The 14,381-nt window shown below is 67.8% G+C and carries 11 protein-coding genes; 3 read left to right on the forward strand and 8 right to left on the reverse strand.

The window, feature by feature from the left end:
- The first annotated feature begins 1 nt into the window (after position 1).
- Positions 2 to 2,755, forward strand: a complete 2,754-nt coding sequence (locus EP7_RS07090) for a serine/threonine-protein kinase (RefSeq protein ID WP_463527115.1) — start codon at positions 2 to 4, stop codon at positions 2,753 to 2,755.
- Positions 2,756 to 3,199: 444 nt separating this feature from the next.
- On the opposite strand, the gene EP7_RS07095 is transcribed toward EP7_RS07090, so the two are convergent.
- The 4 genes from EP7_RS07095 to EP7_RS07110 all read right to left on the reverse strand — a co-directional run bounded on the left by EP7_RS07095 (position 3,200) and on the right by EP7_RS07110 (position 8,526).
- A complete protein-coding gene (locus tag EP7_RS07095) occupies positions 3,200 to 4,243 on the reverse strand; it encodes a hypothetical protein (protein WP_463527117.1) in 1,044 nt (347 codons plus the stop codon).
- Between the two features lie 345 nt (positions 4,244 to 4,588).
- Entirely contained in the window at positions 4,589 to 7,261 is a 2,673-nt protein-coding gene (locus tag EP7_RS07100) for a serine/threonine protein kinase (RefSeq protein WP_463527119.1), read from the reverse strand.
- 97 nt (positions 7,262 to 7,358) lie between these two features.
- Positions 7,359 to 7,937 (reverse strand): ECF-type sigma factor, encoded by a 579-nt coding sequence (locus tag EP7_RS07105; protein ID WP_463527121.1) that lies wholly within the window; start codon positions 7,935 to 7,937, stop codon positions 7,359 to 7,361.
- Between the two features lie 418 nt (positions 7,938 to 8,355).
- Positions 8,356 to 8,526, reverse strand: a complete 171-nt coding sequence (locus tag EP7_RS07110; RefSeq protein ID WP_463527123.1) for a hypothetical protein — start codon at positions 8,524 to 8,526, stop codon at positions 8,356 to 8,358.
- A 109-nt stretch (positions 8,527 to 8,635) separates the two neighbouring features.
- On the opposite strand from EP7_RS07110, the gene EP7_RS07115 reads away from it, so the two are divergent.
- Both EP7_RS07115 and EP7_RS07120 read left to right on the forward strand, forming a co-directional pair.
- Positions 8,636 to 8,914, forward strand: a complete 279-nt coding sequence (locus tag EP7_RS07115; RefSeq protein ID WP_463527125.1) for a hypothetical protein — start codon at positions 8,636 to 8,638, stop codon at positions 8,912 to 8,914.
- A gap of 235 nt (positions 8,915 to 9,149) precedes the next feature.
- Positions 9,150 to 9,452 carry an integrase core domain-containing protein gene (locus EP7_RS07120; RefSeq protein ID WP_463527127.1) on the forward strand — a complete coding sequence of 101 codons (303 nt, stop codon included), beginning with the start codon at positions 9,150 to 9,152 and terminating at the stop codon, positions 9,450 to 9,452.
- Positions 9,453 to 9,601: 149 nt separating this feature from the next.
- On the opposite strand, the gene EP7_RS07125 is transcribed toward EP7_RS07120, so the two are convergent.
- The 4 genes from EP7_RS07125 to EP7_RS07140 all read right to left on the reverse strand — a co-directional run bounded on the left by EP7_RS07125 (position 9,602) and on the right by EP7_RS07140 (position 14,320).
- Positions 9,602 to 10,225 (reverse strand): PEP-CTERM sorting domain-containing protein, encoded by a 624-nt coding sequence (locus EP7_RS07125; protein WP_463527129.1) that lies wholly within the window; start codon positions 10,223 to 10,225, stop codon positions 9,602 to 9,604.
- 557 nt (positions 10,226 to 10,782) lie between these two features.
- Positions 10,783 to 12,378, reverse strand: a complete 1,596-nt coding sequence (locus EP7_RS07130) for a hypothetical protein (RefSeq protein WP_463527131.1) — start codon at positions 12,376 to 12,378, stop codon at positions 10,783 to 10,785.
- A 21-nt stretch (positions 12,379 to 12,399) separates the two neighbouring features.
- On the reverse strand, positions 12,400 to 12,654 hold the full coding sequence (locus EP7_RS07135) for an ornithine lipid biosynthesis acyl carrier protein (RefSeq protein ID WP_463527133.1): 255 nt from the start codon (positions 12,652 to 12,654) through the stop codon (positions 12,400 to 12,402).
- Positions 12,655 to 12,736: 82 nt separating this feature from the next.
- Positions 12,737 to 14,320 carry an alkaline phosphatase family protein gene (locus tag EP7_RS07140; RefSeq protein WP_463527135.1) on the reverse strand — a complete coding sequence of 528 codons (1,584 nt, stop codon included), beginning with the start codon at positions 14,318 to 14,320 and terminating at the stop codon, positions 12,737 to 12,739.
- Between the last annotated feature and the right edge of the window lie 61 nt (positions 14,321 to 14,381).

Consider the following 14,381-nt stretch of genomic DNA (forward strand, 5'->3'; position numbering starts at 1 on the left):
CGTGGACCCTCGCCTCGAGGCGCTCCGCGATGACCAGATCGAGCGCTGGCGGTCCGGCGATCGGCCATCGGTCGAGCAGTATCGGGACGAGAACCCCAACCTGAGCTGGAACTCCAACGTCCTGCTCGATTTCGTTTTCGGCGAATACCAGATCCGCCAGCAACTGGGCGAGTCGCCGACCCAGGACGAGTATGCGGAGAGGTTTCCCGAACTGGCCGCGGCCTTCAGGCTCCAGGTCGAGGTCGACATCCTCTTCAATTCACGGCTCGAGCGGCTGAAGAAGGCGTCGGGCGCCGAGGGCGCCCCCCTGCCCAACCTCTTCCGCCAGGAGCAGACGCTCGCCGGCGTGGCCCCGCCTCTCTTATTCCGCAAGCCCGAGCTCGAGGGGTATGACATCCTCGGCGAGCTGGGCCGCGGCGGCATGGGGGTCGTTTACAAGGCAAGGCAGCACAAGCCCAACCGCCTGGTCGCAGTCAAGATGGTGCTCACGGGCTCGTATTCCTCAACCGAGCTGCTCGCCCGCTTCAGCCAGGAATCCGACGCGATCGCCCGGCTCCAGCACGCCAATATCGTCCAGGTCCTGGACGTGGGCGAGAGCCATGGAATCCCCTACCTCACGCTGGAATGGGCCGAGGGAGGAAGCCTGGAGCGGAGGCTCGACGGGACCCCCAGGCAGGTCGAGTCCTCGGCGCTCCTGGTCGAGAAGCTGGCCAGGGCGGCGCACCACGCTCATGTGCGCGGGATCATCCACCGCGACCTGAAGCCGGCCAACGTCCTGTTCACCGTCGACGGCGTGCCCAAGCTCACCGACTTCGGCCTGGCGAAGATGCTGGACAGCCCGCTGGGCCAGACGCTCACCGGGCACATGCTCGGCACACCCTGCTACATGGCGCCCGAGCAGGCCCGAGAGGGAGCCCGCGACGTCGGCGCCGCGGCCGACGTCTATTCGCTGGGGGCGATCCTCTATGAGCTCGTCACCGGCCGGCCGCCGTTCCGCGCCTCGACCCCGGCCAGCACCATCCAGCTCGCCCTGACGCACGAGCCCCCCGCACCTAGCAAGATGCGCCCCGACCTGCCGCGCGACATCGAGACGATCATCCTGAAGTGCCTTCAGAAGGACCCGGGGCGCCGCTACTCGACCGCCGACGAACTCGCCGACGACATCATCCGGTTCACCCGAGGCGAGCAGATCCGCGCCCAGCCCGACTCCTTGACCGTGCGACTGATCGGCTGGGCGACCCGCCACCCGGTCTACGCCTCGTTCGCGGGGGCCTCGGCACTCACAATCCTGATCCTCCCGGTCGTCCTGGCCCTCCTCTGGCTGCGCACCCTCGCCGCCCTGATCGAGAGCCGGGGAGAGGCCGACCTCCTCAAGTCCCGCGTGCAGATCGTGCTCAGGAGCCACGCCAACGAGGTGCAGAAGGAGAAGGCCCGCCACGACGAGTTCTCCGCCGCGATGCGCAGGCTCAATGAGAACCTGCTGGCGGGCGACGACCTGCTCGCCCAGTACGAGGTGGGGGGGCCCAGCCCAGCATTCCTCGCGACCCGCAAGCGCGTGCTCGAGCAGTCGACCAGGGCCCTCCGCGACGTGATCCAGCGGCCCGGCGGCCGGTACGACATCGGCGACGAGTTCACCCGCAAGACGCTCGCGCAGCTCCTCAGGCGCCAGGCCACCATCTCCGACGTCCTCCGCCAACCGGGCGACGCCGACGACGCCTGCCGCGATGCGCTCAGGCTGGAGCAATTCATCGTCGATCAGTCTCCCGATGACCTCCAGAAGCGCTTCGAGATGGCCCAATCCTGGATCACGCAGGGGGAGCGGCAGCTCGACGCTCATCGGGGGCGGCGCGCCCTCGAGGCCTTCGATCACGCCGCACGCACCCTCGACGCCATCGTCGGTCACCCCCTCGTCGGCGACTGGCTCCGCCGCTCGAACACCCCCGGACTCAAGCTCCACAACACCGCCGCGAACGCGACCCACCAGGCCTCGCTGATCCACGATGAGCTGAACCAGGTCGGCGAGGCCATCGCCACGCAGCAGCGCTCGGTGCAGTCGCTCCGCTATGGGGTCGCCTACATCCCCGAGGACCGTGCCGACAAGACGGGCCTGGCGAAAGGCCTGGTCAATCTGGGAGAGCTCTACGCCAGGGCCGGCCGCGCCGATCAGGCCGCCAAGGCCGACACCGAGGCCGTCGCACTTCTTAAGGACCTGCTCCAGCCCGGCCTCGTCGTCCCGGCCATCCTCGCGGGGGAGGACTGGCAGAAATTCAGCCGACAGGGCGAGATCCACGAGTGGCTCGGCGCCGCCCAGTCGAGGCTCGGCGCCCAAGACGAGGCCGCGTCTCACCTCCTCCAGGCGATCTCCATCCAGCAATCAATCCTCGACCGCCACAACGGAGAACCCCCCCGCGCCGTCCTCGTCAGGCTCAGGTCGCACCTGGGCCACTGGTCGACCTTCACCCTGGCCGCGCACCGGGTGGCCGACTCGATCGCCGCCGCGCGGCGGCGAGCCGCCCTCGCCGACGGCGAGCCCGGCGAGACCTTCCAGGCGGCCCGGGTCCTCTCCATGGCATTCGCCCAGGCGAACCAGACCTCGAGATACGAGGCCGAAGCCCTCGACGAAGAGGCCGTCGCCCTCCTCCGAAACGCCGTCGTCGCGGGCCTCGCCGTCGGAGCCCCCTTCAGCGACCCCGCCTTCGACGCCATCCGCAACCGCGACGACTTCCGCAGGCTGGCCGACCTGAAGGCCGAGTAACCACCCAGGATCATCCCCGAATAAGCCCCGGCCAACTCCCGTCGCCAGTGGCCGCGACGACCATGAGAGTGAGTGGTCGCTGCTAAGAGGGCGGGTCAGGGACGGCCACGACGGACTCTGCCGTGGCCGCGCCCATCGTTCATTCTTGCCCTGGTGTTGCCGAAAAAAATCGCATTCGCACCTCTAGGCCCCGGACGAGCGTCGTGAATTGCCCTCTATGTTTCGCTCTGCTGGCCGGAGGCCGATTGAGTCCTCCGCCCGGAAGTCCCGATTCGATCCATCCGGCAAGGGATGCGATCAGGCGTCCGACCAGACCTTGTGCGGGCGGCCGGACGCCTGACAGATTGGGTTCTTCTCGCGATCGTGAGTCCCGGGCCGAGGCTCATTACCGCCTTGCGGATCGCTCCAAGGTTGATGGACCGAGGCGGAGCTCAGGAGGGACGCTCACCACTTCCACCCCAGGCCGCCCGCATTCATCGGGCTCGCATCGCGGTCCGTGTAGGTCACGAGCGGCGTATACGCCCCCCCGCTGGCCGGCACCCGGACGAGGCTCGGATACATGTACTTGCCCACCATCCGGCGCATCCCGAAGGCCAACGTAGTCCCATCGGGCGAGATCGCGGGCGGCGAGAACATGTCGACATACTTAGACCCTGTTCCGCCCTCCTTAATGACCCAGCTCCACCGGCCGGTGTCCGGGTAGAACGAGACAATGCCCTTGGTCCCGTCCTTATACCTCGCCGGGCTGAACAGGCGGAATTCGGTGGAAGAGCCCCACGGGGACGTCATGTCGAGCCCGCTCACAGCCGGGTTGTTCACCGTGATCGAGGTTTGCGTCTGGTGGTTGTGGACGGAGGTCACGAACCTGCCGGCGGCGTCACGGTCAGAGTAGGTGAGCCAGGTCCCGGTAGGGTCCCAATCATAGAACTCTCGGAAGCGATAATCGTTGGTCTCGGAGATGACATACTCCAGGCGCGGGTCATCCGACGAGAACGGTATAAAGTCGGGCTGGAAGACGTCCGAGACCGGGCCGTTGTAGCGGTAGTACACCCAGAGTGATGTGCGCGTGTCGTAGACCACGAACGAGAAGAAGCTGTCCCGCTGGTCATTTGAGAACCGGCACCGGGCGCCGTTCTGGTCGAGGTACTGAGGGCCGCGGAAGTTCGTCACGGTCGTGGGGACCTTCCCTTTCTCCGAGATAAGCATGAGGTCCCCGTAGCTGGCCGAGACGCCCGGGATCGGGCCCAGGGGCTCGGCCGTGCCGAAGATTTGTCTGCCCCCCGGATAGATCTCCAGGGCGGTGGTCCTCACCCCCTTGGTAGGGCCGAGGTAGACCGTGCCGGTGCCGTTGCCGGAAACCCGGTACGCGTCTCTCGGGGTGGTGGAGCCGTAGAGGTAATAGATGGTCCCGGGCCCGGTCTGGGTCTGGGCGGCGGTCGTCTGGGCGGCGTTGATGGCCAGGGCCAGCAGGAGGAGGCTGCGTCGCATGGGAGAATTCCTCGTCGAAAGGGTGTTCCGGCACACGTGTCCGTCGCTCTGGGACGGGGCGAAGCCTCGCATCGGGCGGGATAAAGCTCATCACCACTCGCCTCGACCGGGCCCATCGTCGTCCCCTGTAGGTCAATGCGCAATCGGCTCATGGACTACCCAACAGAACGGGCAAGAATCACGGAAATTCTCGGCACGGGGGCCGGTTTGCCCTTCCGGGGTCATGCCAAGAGCGGCGCATGGCGGAACGTAAGTCCCGCCACGCGAGCCATCGAGGGAAGTGCGCGTAGGGGAACCGGTGACCGCCGAAGACGTCGCCCCAAAATCCCGCGATCTCCGGTCAGGTCACCTGGCGACCTCGTCCGCACCGGGCGTCGTCCCGAGCAGGGCGGCGGCCTCGGCGTAGAGGGCACGCGTCGGGGCGTCCCCCTGCTCCGGCTCGAACCCCGGCGGCAGCTTCGCGAACCATCCGCGGGCCTCCTCCAACTCGCCGCCGTGGGCGTGCACCAGCGCCAGGACCAGGCAGGCATGCCCGTCGGGCTCCCAGTCCGGTCGCGCCATCGTCACACGCGCGGCCTGCATCGCCCTCTCCGCCTGGCCCACGCGGTCGTAGGCCAGGGCCAGCGCGAGCCCGCCGGACTGTCCCTCGGAGATGGCGGCCGCGTCCTCGGCGGCGCGGACGGCGAGTTCCCCGTCGAACGGGGTCGACCTAGGGAGGGTGACGAGTTGTCGAACCAGTCGGATCAATGTGATTGCCCGCCGCTCGCGCTCGTAAGGGTGGTGACCGGGCGGGGCCCCCAGGATCTCGCGGAGCCAGCGCTGGCACAGGTCGCGCAACGGCGCCGGGTCTGGCCTCTCCCGCAGCTTTCGCATGAGGTAGCCGAGGGCGCCGCTGGTCCGGATGTGGTTCGGGCCGAAATTTCGCCGGTAGCCCTCGGTGGCCTCGAGCTGGAGGGCGATCCCCTCGTCCTGCCGGCCCCGCCGGAACACGACGGCCCCGAGATAGCCCTGGCTGGTGAGCGTGTCCGGGTGGTCCGGCCCCAGGGTCCGGCGGCGATCCTCGAAGCCACGCCGGAACGCCGCCTCGGACCCCGCAAGGTCGCCCGCCAGCTCCAGGAGCACCTTGGCGTAGATGTGCAGCGTCCGGAGCGCGTCGGGGTGATCGGGGCCGAGGACGCGGGCCTGGTCTGCCAGGACTCCCTCGAGGACCTTCCGCGCCTCGTCCCGCTGGCCCCGGCGAAACAGGGCGTCTCCAAGATCCGAGGCAGCCCGAATCGTCTCGGGATGATGCGGTCCGAGCGCGCGGCGATAGAACGCCGAGGCGCGGCGGGCTAGCTTCTCGGCCTCCAGCCGGCTCGTCGTGGGGACCGTGTCCTGGAAGTTGAGGACCCGGACCAGGGTCGCCTGGGCCGCGACGGTTTGGGGCGCCTCGGGTCCGAAGTGCTGCGACCGGAGCTGGACGACGAGGCGATATTGCCGTTCGGCCTCATGGTAATCGCCGAGGGCGAAATAGGCCTCGCCTAGGGCGTGGCGCGCCGAGGCCTCGACCGGCGGCCGGCGACCGAAGCGGGCGGCGATCTTCCCCTCGCCCCGCGTGAGGATGTCGTGGATCGTCGCGACCCGGCCGCCGTTGTTCTCGGGCGCCGCGCCGCCGAAGATATCGCCGACGAGGAAATCGAGAACGGCCCCGGTGTCGTCCAGGGCTGCGGCCGCCCGCCTCTCGGCCCGCGTCGCTCGGAACGCCTGCCATGCGCTGGCCGCCGTCCCGGCGAACAACGCCAGGGCGACCAGCGCCCCGGCGGTCAGGGCCGCGCGGTGGCGGCGGGCGTACTTCCCTAGTCGGTAGCGTGCCGACGGCGGGCACGCCTCCACCGCCTGGTCGGTCAGGTAGCGCATCACGTCGGCGGCGAAGTCGCTGGCCGTCTCGTAGCGCCTCCTCCTGTCTTTCTCCAGGGCCTTCATGGCGATCCAGTCCAACTCGCCCCGCACGGCGCGGTTAAGTCGACGTGGGTCGGAACCCCGCCGCGTCGAGACCGTTGATAGGGACAAGCCCAGCGTGCTCAGGCGAGTGCTGGGCGTCGGCGGCTCGACCTCGCGGATGATCCGCCGCATCTCGTCGAACGCCGCCCTCCTGAGCGTCTCCGAGTCGAACGGTGTCGTACCGGTCAGCAACTCGTAAAGCAACACCCCCAGTGAGTAGATGTCCGAGCGGGTGTCGACGTCGAGGCCGCTCATCTCCGCCTGTTCGGGGCTCATATACAGCGGCGTTCCCACCAGCTGCGCGAACCCGGTGAAGAGCGTCTTGTCGGTGAGGCTCTGTCCCGTGGCTTTGGCAATCCCGAAATCGATCACCTTCGGTACTGGCACGCCGTCGTGCAGTGTCACCAGGACGTTCGACGGCTTAAGGTCGCGGTGAATCACCCCCTTCTGGTGAGCGTGCTGGACCGCCCGGCAGACCAGCACGAAAAGCTCCAACCGCGCGGCAACGGGCAATTGCTCGCGGTCGCAGAACTCGGTGATCGGGACGCCGCGGACTAGCTCCATGACGAAGTAGGGGCTGCCCGAGTCGGTGGCGCCGGCGTCGAGCACCCGGGCGATGTTCGGGTGGTCCATCAGCGCCAGGGCCTGCCGCTCGGCCTCGAACCGGGCCACCACCTGCTTCGAGTCCATCCCCGACTTGATGAGCTTCAGGGCCACCTTGCGCCGCACCGGTTGCGCCTGCTCGGCCATGTAGACGGTGCCCATGCCCCCCTCGCCGATCGGCTCCAGCAGCTTGTAGGGGCCGATCGTCACGCCGGGTCGCTCGGCTGCGGCGGGCAGGCACACGGTCACGTCGCTGGTGGGCGCGATGAGGAAGTTCGCCTCCTGCTCGCCAACGCGGACCAGCCTCTCCACCCGGCGGACCAGGGCGGCGTCGCCCCCGCAAGCCTGAGCGAGGTAGAACGCCCGGGCCTCGCGGTCCGTGATCTTCCGTGCCACGTCGAAGATCGCCTCCTCGTCGAGCTGCACGGAATCCATCGACCGCCTCCCGGCTGGCTAGCACGTTTCCCCTTCAGTCCAATGCGCAATCGGGCCGCGCTTTACCCAACCCGGCCGGCGAGAATCTCGGTGGCCTTCATCCGTCGGGCCCGTCCGCCTCGTCCCCGAGCATGGCGACCCGCAGCCAAGACCGGGCGTAAGCCCATTCGCTGTCGGCGGTTGAGGTGGAGATGCCGAGCACCTTGGCGGCCTGATCGATCGTCAGGCCGGCAAAGAAGCGGAGCTTGATCAGCTCGGCCTTCCGCCCGTCTTTGACCTCCAGGGCCGAAAGGGCCTCGTCCAGGGCGAGCAGGTCAAGGTCGGGTCCCGCGAGGGCCGGCTCGGCGACGGCCAGGTCGACCCGCTGACGGTCCCCGCCGGCCTTGAGGGCGGCCTTGCGGCGTGCGGCCTCGACCAAGATGCGGCGCATGGCCTCGGCCGCCGCGCCGAAGAAGTGGCCGCGGCCGTTCCACCCCCCGGCATCCCCCGATCCCACCAGCCGCAGGTACGCGTCGTGGACCAGCGCCGTAGCCTGGAGAGTCTGGCCGGGCTTCTCCTTCGCCAGCCTCGCGGCGGCGAGCTTGCGGAGCTCGTCGTAGACCAGCGGCAGCAGTCGCTCGGCGGCCTCGGGTTCGCCGTGCTCGATGGCCGAGAGGATGCGGGTCACGTCATTCATCGCCTGCGGCCGCCCCGAGGTTCACAGTCCGGCGAGAGCAGGTCGCGACCGAGCCGGCCCGGGTTCCTCCCCGGGCCGGCTCGGGGAGAATGAGACGCCGAACCATATTATCCGATGCCCATGCGAGGAGACAGGCCGCCGGGCAGGTGTTGTTCCCCGGCATCACGCGACCGAGGGACCGGCGGGCGGATGGCCATGCGGGGGAGCTTTGCCGGAGATCGTTCCCTTTATCTGGGGCAATCGATGCGATAGAAATCCAAGCCTTCAATCCGATCATGAACTTTAATGAGCGCAATCCCCGACTGGGTCAATTTTGCCGTGGTTCAACGGCATCCGGAAACGGGATGACCCCAATTCCGATCGACCCAACACACGAGTTCGAAAGGCGTCGAGCCAGGTGAGCGACTGACCCCGGGTCTCAACGACCCGGCGGCACGGTCCCCACTTTGCCCGTCCAGGGGGCCAGGAACAGTGGGGCGGACCAGGACCAGACTGACTCGGGATGCTCGTCGATCTGCACCGCGATGTTCCAGCGGCAGGCTTGCAGGTAGACGCCGGGAACTTGCATCAGGAGGCCGGACGATACCATCCAGCAGTCCATCCTCGACCGCCACACCGGGGAGGCCCCCCGCGCCGTCCTCGTCAGGCTCAGGTCGCACCTGGGCCACTGGTCGACCTTCGCCCTGGCCGCGCACCGGGTGGCCGACTCGATCGCCGCCGCGCGGCGACGAGCCGCCCTCGCCGACGGCGAGCCCGGCGAGACCTTCCAGGCGGCCCGGGTCCTCTCCATGGCATTCGCCCAGGCGAATCAGACCTCGAGATACGAGGCCGAAGCCCTCGACGAAGAGGCCGTCGCCCTCCTCCGAAACGCCGTCGTCGCGGGCCTCGCCGTCGGAGCCCCCTTCAGCGACCCCGCCTTCGACGCCATCCGCAACCGCGACGACTTCCGCAGGCTGGCCGACCTGAAGGCCGAGTAACCACCCAGGATCATCCCAGAATAAGCCCCGGCCAACTCCCGTCTTTGGTGGCCGCGATCGAAACCGATCCGCCCCGCCAATACCACCGCCCGCGCGTGGACTGGCCCTCGATAAGCGGGCGACGATCGAGCCCCTGAGGAGCCTGACCGACGCGTCGCAGAAGCCAAGGTTGCAGCCTCCCGGCTGGCGACTCCAGGTGCGGCTCGATCCGCAGCATCGCCCGTGACGCCTCACCGTGATATCCCCGGTCGGCGTAGGCGACGTTGCGCAACGCCTCGGAACCGCCCGGTTCCTCCCACAGACGACTCCCAGGGACAACGGCTTCATCGAGAGCTTCTACGCCAATCTCTTGGATGAGTTCCTGGGTCGCGTGGACTTCGACACCTTGTTGGAGGCGAAGGTGCTGATCGAGCGACGGACGCTGGGATCCTACCGGCTCCGGAACCTCCATAGCCTGAGCGATCGTGTCCTGGATCCCGAGGTCGAATGGCTCCTGGTCGCGGGAGCCGCCAGGGCGTACGCGGCACGATCGCGATGATCGAGGCTGAAATCTTCCAAAGGGGGCGGACCATGCCAGGTGATGGGACGTCCGATCAAGCGGAGCCGGGACGACACGGGTGCCGCCCGGACCACGAATTAATGAGTCTTCATAATAGATTATTCATGCATGATCAAGAAAAGGTCGCCTCAGGCGGGACGCCCGGCTAGCCGGCGGCGGGCAAGGGAGCCGAAGGTGACGACGACGCCGAGTCCCATCAGGACCACACTGGCCGGCTCGGGCACGGCCGCGGCTCCGGAGACGAAAACGGCGCCGATCTGGGTGTTCGTCCCGCCCGGTGCCGCGGGGAAGGCGTTCTGCGAAGCATACTCGCCCGAACGGGTCGTGTAGGCCCCATTCAGCGTGATGGTCGCGAAGAAAGTTGCGTCAGCAAAAAGGGTCTGGCCGTTGTAGGTGAAGGAAATGTTCGCGATCGATGCGCTGTCGACTGGATTGATCGAGCCGCTCGAGGGGACGGGCGTGAAGCCGAGGTTCTGCACCGTGACGCTGAAGTCGGAGGACACCATGACGACGCTGCTCGGATCGGTGACCCCCGCGCCGAAGTCGTACAGGGTCAGGACGTCCCCGTCGGTGAGCTGCTCGGACCCGCCATTGCTCGAGAAAATCAGGCTGTAGGTGAAGACTGAGGCTGCGCCGCCGGGGGCCGGGCTGTCCAGGATTGGCACGAAGCCGGCGTGGGCGGCCGGAGCGGCGGTCCCGAAGGCGACCGCGGCCACCCCCAAGGCGAACTTTTGAAGAAGACGCCAATTCATGTTGATCATCAGGGTTCCTGTATATTTGCACTCGGGCGACGAGAGCATGCGGTGTCCCGGTGGACCTCGGTCGGGCTGTATGCTACGCCTTTCCGCGAATCGAAACCAACGAATTGAACAAACCCTGTTGCCGAAATAAGACATGCGATTCTCAGAAGCCGGCGACTCTGTCCTTGCCGCCGCTGTCGCCGACGATGCGCAGGCAGTACTGATCGAGGGGGAGGAGCGGCGAGTCTTTCGATGATTGGGCGACATGCGGTCGACATCGTGGGCAAGACGACTCGCACCCAGAGCTTAAGAATGAAGTTAATCGCATTCGACTGCTCGAATATCACGCGATCGACCGAGTTGGCATCGGTTAATTCGAGGACGTCGCGTCGATTACTTTAAAAAATAGTTATAATTAGAATAACTTGTATTGAGCCATTCGCGTCTGTTGTGACGAACGCGATCGTGCTGACCTGCCCCGGGAGCATGCTTCGATCGATACCGGGCAGCAATCGAGGCTGCGAACGAGCTTGTATGGGGCCAAGCCGGGTGAGCAAGGGACCCAGGGCTCAACCACCAGGCGGAACGGCTCCCGCCTTGCCCGTCCAGGGGGCCAGGAACGGGGGATCGGACCAGGACCAGACGGAGTCGGGATGCTCGTCGATGTGCACAGCGATGTTCCAGCGGCAGGCATGTAGGTAGACGCCGGGGACTTGCATCACGATGCCAGTCAAAGTCAGGGTCGCCACGGTCAGGCGGCCCCACCTGGTTGCGCAGAGGACGGCCAGCCCCGGCAGGGCCAGCAATGCTAGCAAGGGCTGGGTTTCGACGATGAGGCGAGATCCCCAGCAATAGCCGCCGTACCAGATGCGCCAGGCCGCGATCAGCAGCAGGTGCGCCACGACGATCAGGCCGCAGAGGAGCATGAAGCCGCGAGGGCCGGTCGTGATGCCCAGGGATCGGGCCGAGTGGAGGCAGGCGGGGACCAGGGTGAGCAGGGCCAGGATTGCCCAGGGTTGATAGATCAGAAGGCCTCGGCCGGGGCTCGCCAGCAGGCCCATCAGCGGCCATCCGATGTGCGTGGTCCAGCTTGAGCCGCCCATTTGCGAGGTCGACGGGCCCAGCGGGCTGCCGTAGATGGAGAGATACCAGGCCGCCCAGGGGGCGTAGACCAAAGCGGCGAGGCCCACCACGGCCAGGGCTCGCCTCGGCGATTTCCAGAGCATCCAGAGGCCGAACGGGATCAGGAAGCTCGCCGCCGTGAGCCGGAAGGAGGGGAGCAGGCCGCACGCGACGCCTTGGGTCACGATTCCAACGCGACCGGGCCCCCCTTCGCGGGAGACTTCGGCCAGCAGCACCGCCATCATCGCTAGGATGATCCCGCCGTGCTGCCAGGCGCCTCGCGCCACCGTCGAGAACATCCCCGAGCCGAGGCCCAGGATCAGGGTCGCCAGCAAGGCCAGGGGCGCCGGGGCCAGCCTCGCGGCGATGAGGAAGAAGAGGCCAAGGGCGGTCGCCTCGACCAGCGTCGCGACGATCTTCTCCAGCCGAGCCTGCACCGGGACGGCGAAGAGGTCGGCACCCGCCAGACGGGCCAGGCCAACGACGGGAGTCGCCAGCAAGACCATCCCGGCCGGGTAGGCCGAGTAGACCCGACCATGGCGCCGCGTGAGGTCATACGCCAGGTGCGGACCTCGCCCGAACAGGTTGTCGGGCCGTCCCGGGCGATCGAACTCGTCGAGGTCCCAGTTGCCCTGGGTGACGAGGCTCACGGCGGTCGGGATCACCGGCCGGGTGTCGCCGGAACCCTCGAAGTCGTTGTTCGACAGGTCGAGCAAGATCGCCGGCAAGGTGACGAAGAGCAGGGCCGCCCGCCAGGGAGGGACGCCCCCGCATTCATTGAACTCGGCCAGCGAACCCCACCACGCCCGGACGACGCCCGAGATGCGTGCCCGATAGCCGGCCGAGGCCAACATGAGCACCGCCGGCGCAATCAGCCCGATCCAGGGGGCCGAGGCATAGTTGCCCTTGGCTCGCAGGCAGAGCAGGGCGGCGAAAACGCCAATGCCGGCGACGACGAGGTCGACGGCCATCCTCAGAATCCGCCGCGGGTGCGGGCGACCGGCCCGGGTTGTCCTCGGCTCGAACTCGACGTCCGGGGGCATCGCGGGCTCCTCCGCCCGGTGTCAGGCAACCCGTTTCTTGGAGTCGATCAGGCCGACGATCTGGGCCACGCTGTCGAGGTTCTCCACCCCGGCCTCGTGGGCCTCGACGACCACGTCGAACCGTTCTTCGAGGAACACGACCAGCTTCAACGTGCTGATCGAGTCGAGAATCCCGCCGGTGATCAGCGGGGTCTCATCGGTCAGCTCGGAGGGGTCTTCGCCGGGCAGGAACGTCTTGAGGATGTAGTCGTGGACGACGTTGCGGGTCTCGGTCATCGAAGGCTCCAAGGTTGGGGGGGAGATGAGAATGAAGCGAACAATGGTCGGTGGACGCTGATCCAGATCGTCTGGTTGCCGTTCAGGCGCACTCGGCGCCAAGGCCCGCCGCCATCAGGAGGGCATCGCGCGCGGGGTCTCGACGGATGATGGCCGCAGAGCCACGGCGGACGTCCAGCGGGCGGTCGAAGGCCTCGTGCAGCACCCGTCCTTCCATCACCGTGGGGACGCGCTCGCCGAGCATGGAGAGCAGGGTGGGCGCCACGTCGTGGAGGTCGGCCGAGAGCTGCGTCCCCTTGCGGACGCCGGGGGCGTCGATCGCGATGACTCCTTCGCGGTAATGGGTCGCCGGCAGCCTGGGATCGGGCCGCATCAGGTCGCCGCGAACGCTCCACTTCGCCTGTGCCTGGTAGCCGTCGGCCGAGAGCGCCAGCACGTCGGGCAGCCCGTCGGCGGCGGGGTCGATGCCATAGCGCTCGGCCAGGCTGAAGACGTCGCGGAAGAGCGGGTCGTTGGTCTTGGGATCGCGAGCTTCGAGGAACGCACCGATGACCTCGTCGGTCACGCGGCCGGCGGCCGACGAACCCGGCAGGGCGGGCGTATTCAGGTAGATGGAGCCGGCGAGCTGGCCGAACGGGCTGAATGCCGCGCTCTTCGACCAGTCGCAGCCCACCTGGCCCTCGACCGATCGCGGCGTTCGCATCCCCTCGCCGCTCCCCGTGTGCTTGGCCACCCAGCGCCTCAAGCGGTCGGCGATCCGGCTCGCCCGGTATCGGAACCTTGTGCCGTAGAGCAGGCCCTTCTGCAGGCCCGCCTTGCGCAAGAGTCCGTTGACATTGACCAGCGACCGGCAGGGGCCGAAGCCGTGGTCCGAGACCGCAACAACGGCGGCGTCTCGGCGAGCGGCCAGGTCGAGCAGCCGGCCCACGGCCGCGTCGAGCGCCATCAGGCACCCCTCAACCTCGGCGTTCCAACCCGTCCGGCGCAGGCCGGTGTCGTCGACGTCAAGCTCGGGCCAGAGCCTGTGCTGCAAGCTGTCCAGGTTGTGGAAGTGGACCATCATCGCCGACCAGTCGACCCGCGCATCGGCCCGCTCGGCCGCGGCGGCCTGCGCCTCGAAGATGGTCCGATTCCTCGCGGCCAGCGGGCGCAATTCTTCGAGCGTCCGGGGCCTGGTCTTCCAGACGATCTTGTTGGTGTAGTCGGGGACGTGCTCGGCCAGGTCGGCCCTGAAGTCGGGGCAGCCGGCGAAGGCCCAGTCCAGACTCGGCGCGTCGGAGCCCGCCACCACGATCCCGCGCACTCCCGGCGGCGGGTAGGTCATCGGCAGGTTCATGCTGACGATGTCGCGGCCGGCCGCGTCCAGAGCATGCCAGAGCGTCGGCACCTTCACCCGGCCCGCGTGGTTGGGCCTCACGGTGCGATCGGATGGCTCGATGTAGTTGAATTCGTGGATCCCATGCGTCGCCGGCAGGCAGCCGGTCGAGAATGAGGTCCAGGCGACCGGCGTCACCATTGGGTCCGACGAGCGGAGCGTCCCGGTGGCGCTCCGGCGCCAGAGCGAGGCCAGATGCGGCATCAGGCCGCGGTCGAACAGCGGCCCGAAGGCCGCCATGGTCCCGCCGTCCAGGCCGAGCACGAGCACACGATCAACGGATGCCGACATGGGTTGGCCTTGGCAGGACCGGCCCCGGTTGCCGCCTTTCGCCCCGAACCCCGGCGCGAGC

Source organism: Isosphaeraceae bacterium EP7 (genome assembly GCA_038400315.1).
Taxonomy (GTDB): Bacteria; Planctomycetota; Planctomycetia; order Isosphaerales; family Isosphaeraceae; genus EP7.

Coding starts and splice junctions, on each gene's coding strand:
- EP7_RS07095 (WP_463527117.1), bottom strand. CDS start 4,243: ATGCGACGCAGCCTCCTCCTGCTGGCCCTGGCCATCAACGCCGCCCAG.
- EP7_RS07100 (WP_463527119.1), bottom strand. CDS start 7,261: ATGGATTCCGTGCAGCTCGACGAGGAGGCGATCTTCGACGTGGCACGG.
- EP7_RS07105 (WP_463527121.1), bottom strand. CDS start 7,937: ATGAATGACGTGACCCGCATCCTCTCGGCCATCGAGCACGGCGAACCC.
- EP7_RS07110 (WP_463527123.1), bottom strand. CDS start 8,526: ATGGTATCGTCCGGCCTCCTGATGCAAGTTCCCGGCGTCTACCTGCAA.
- EP7_RS07125 (WP_463527129.1), bottom strand. CDS start 10,225: ATGAATTGGCGTCTTCTTCAAAAGTTCGCCTTGGGGGTGGCCGCGGTC.
- EP7_RS07130 (WP_463527131.1), bottom strand. CDS start 12,378: ATGCCCCCGGACGTCGAGTTCGAGCCGAGGACAACCCGGGCCGGTCGC.
- EP7_RS07135 (WP_463527133.1), bottom strand. CDS start 12,654: ATGACCGAGACCCGCAACGTCGTCCACGACTACATCCTCAAGACGTTC.
- EP7_RS07140 (WP_463527135.1), bottom strand. CDS start 14,320: ATGTCGGCATCCGTTGATCGTGTGCTCGTGCTCGGCCTGGACGGCGGG.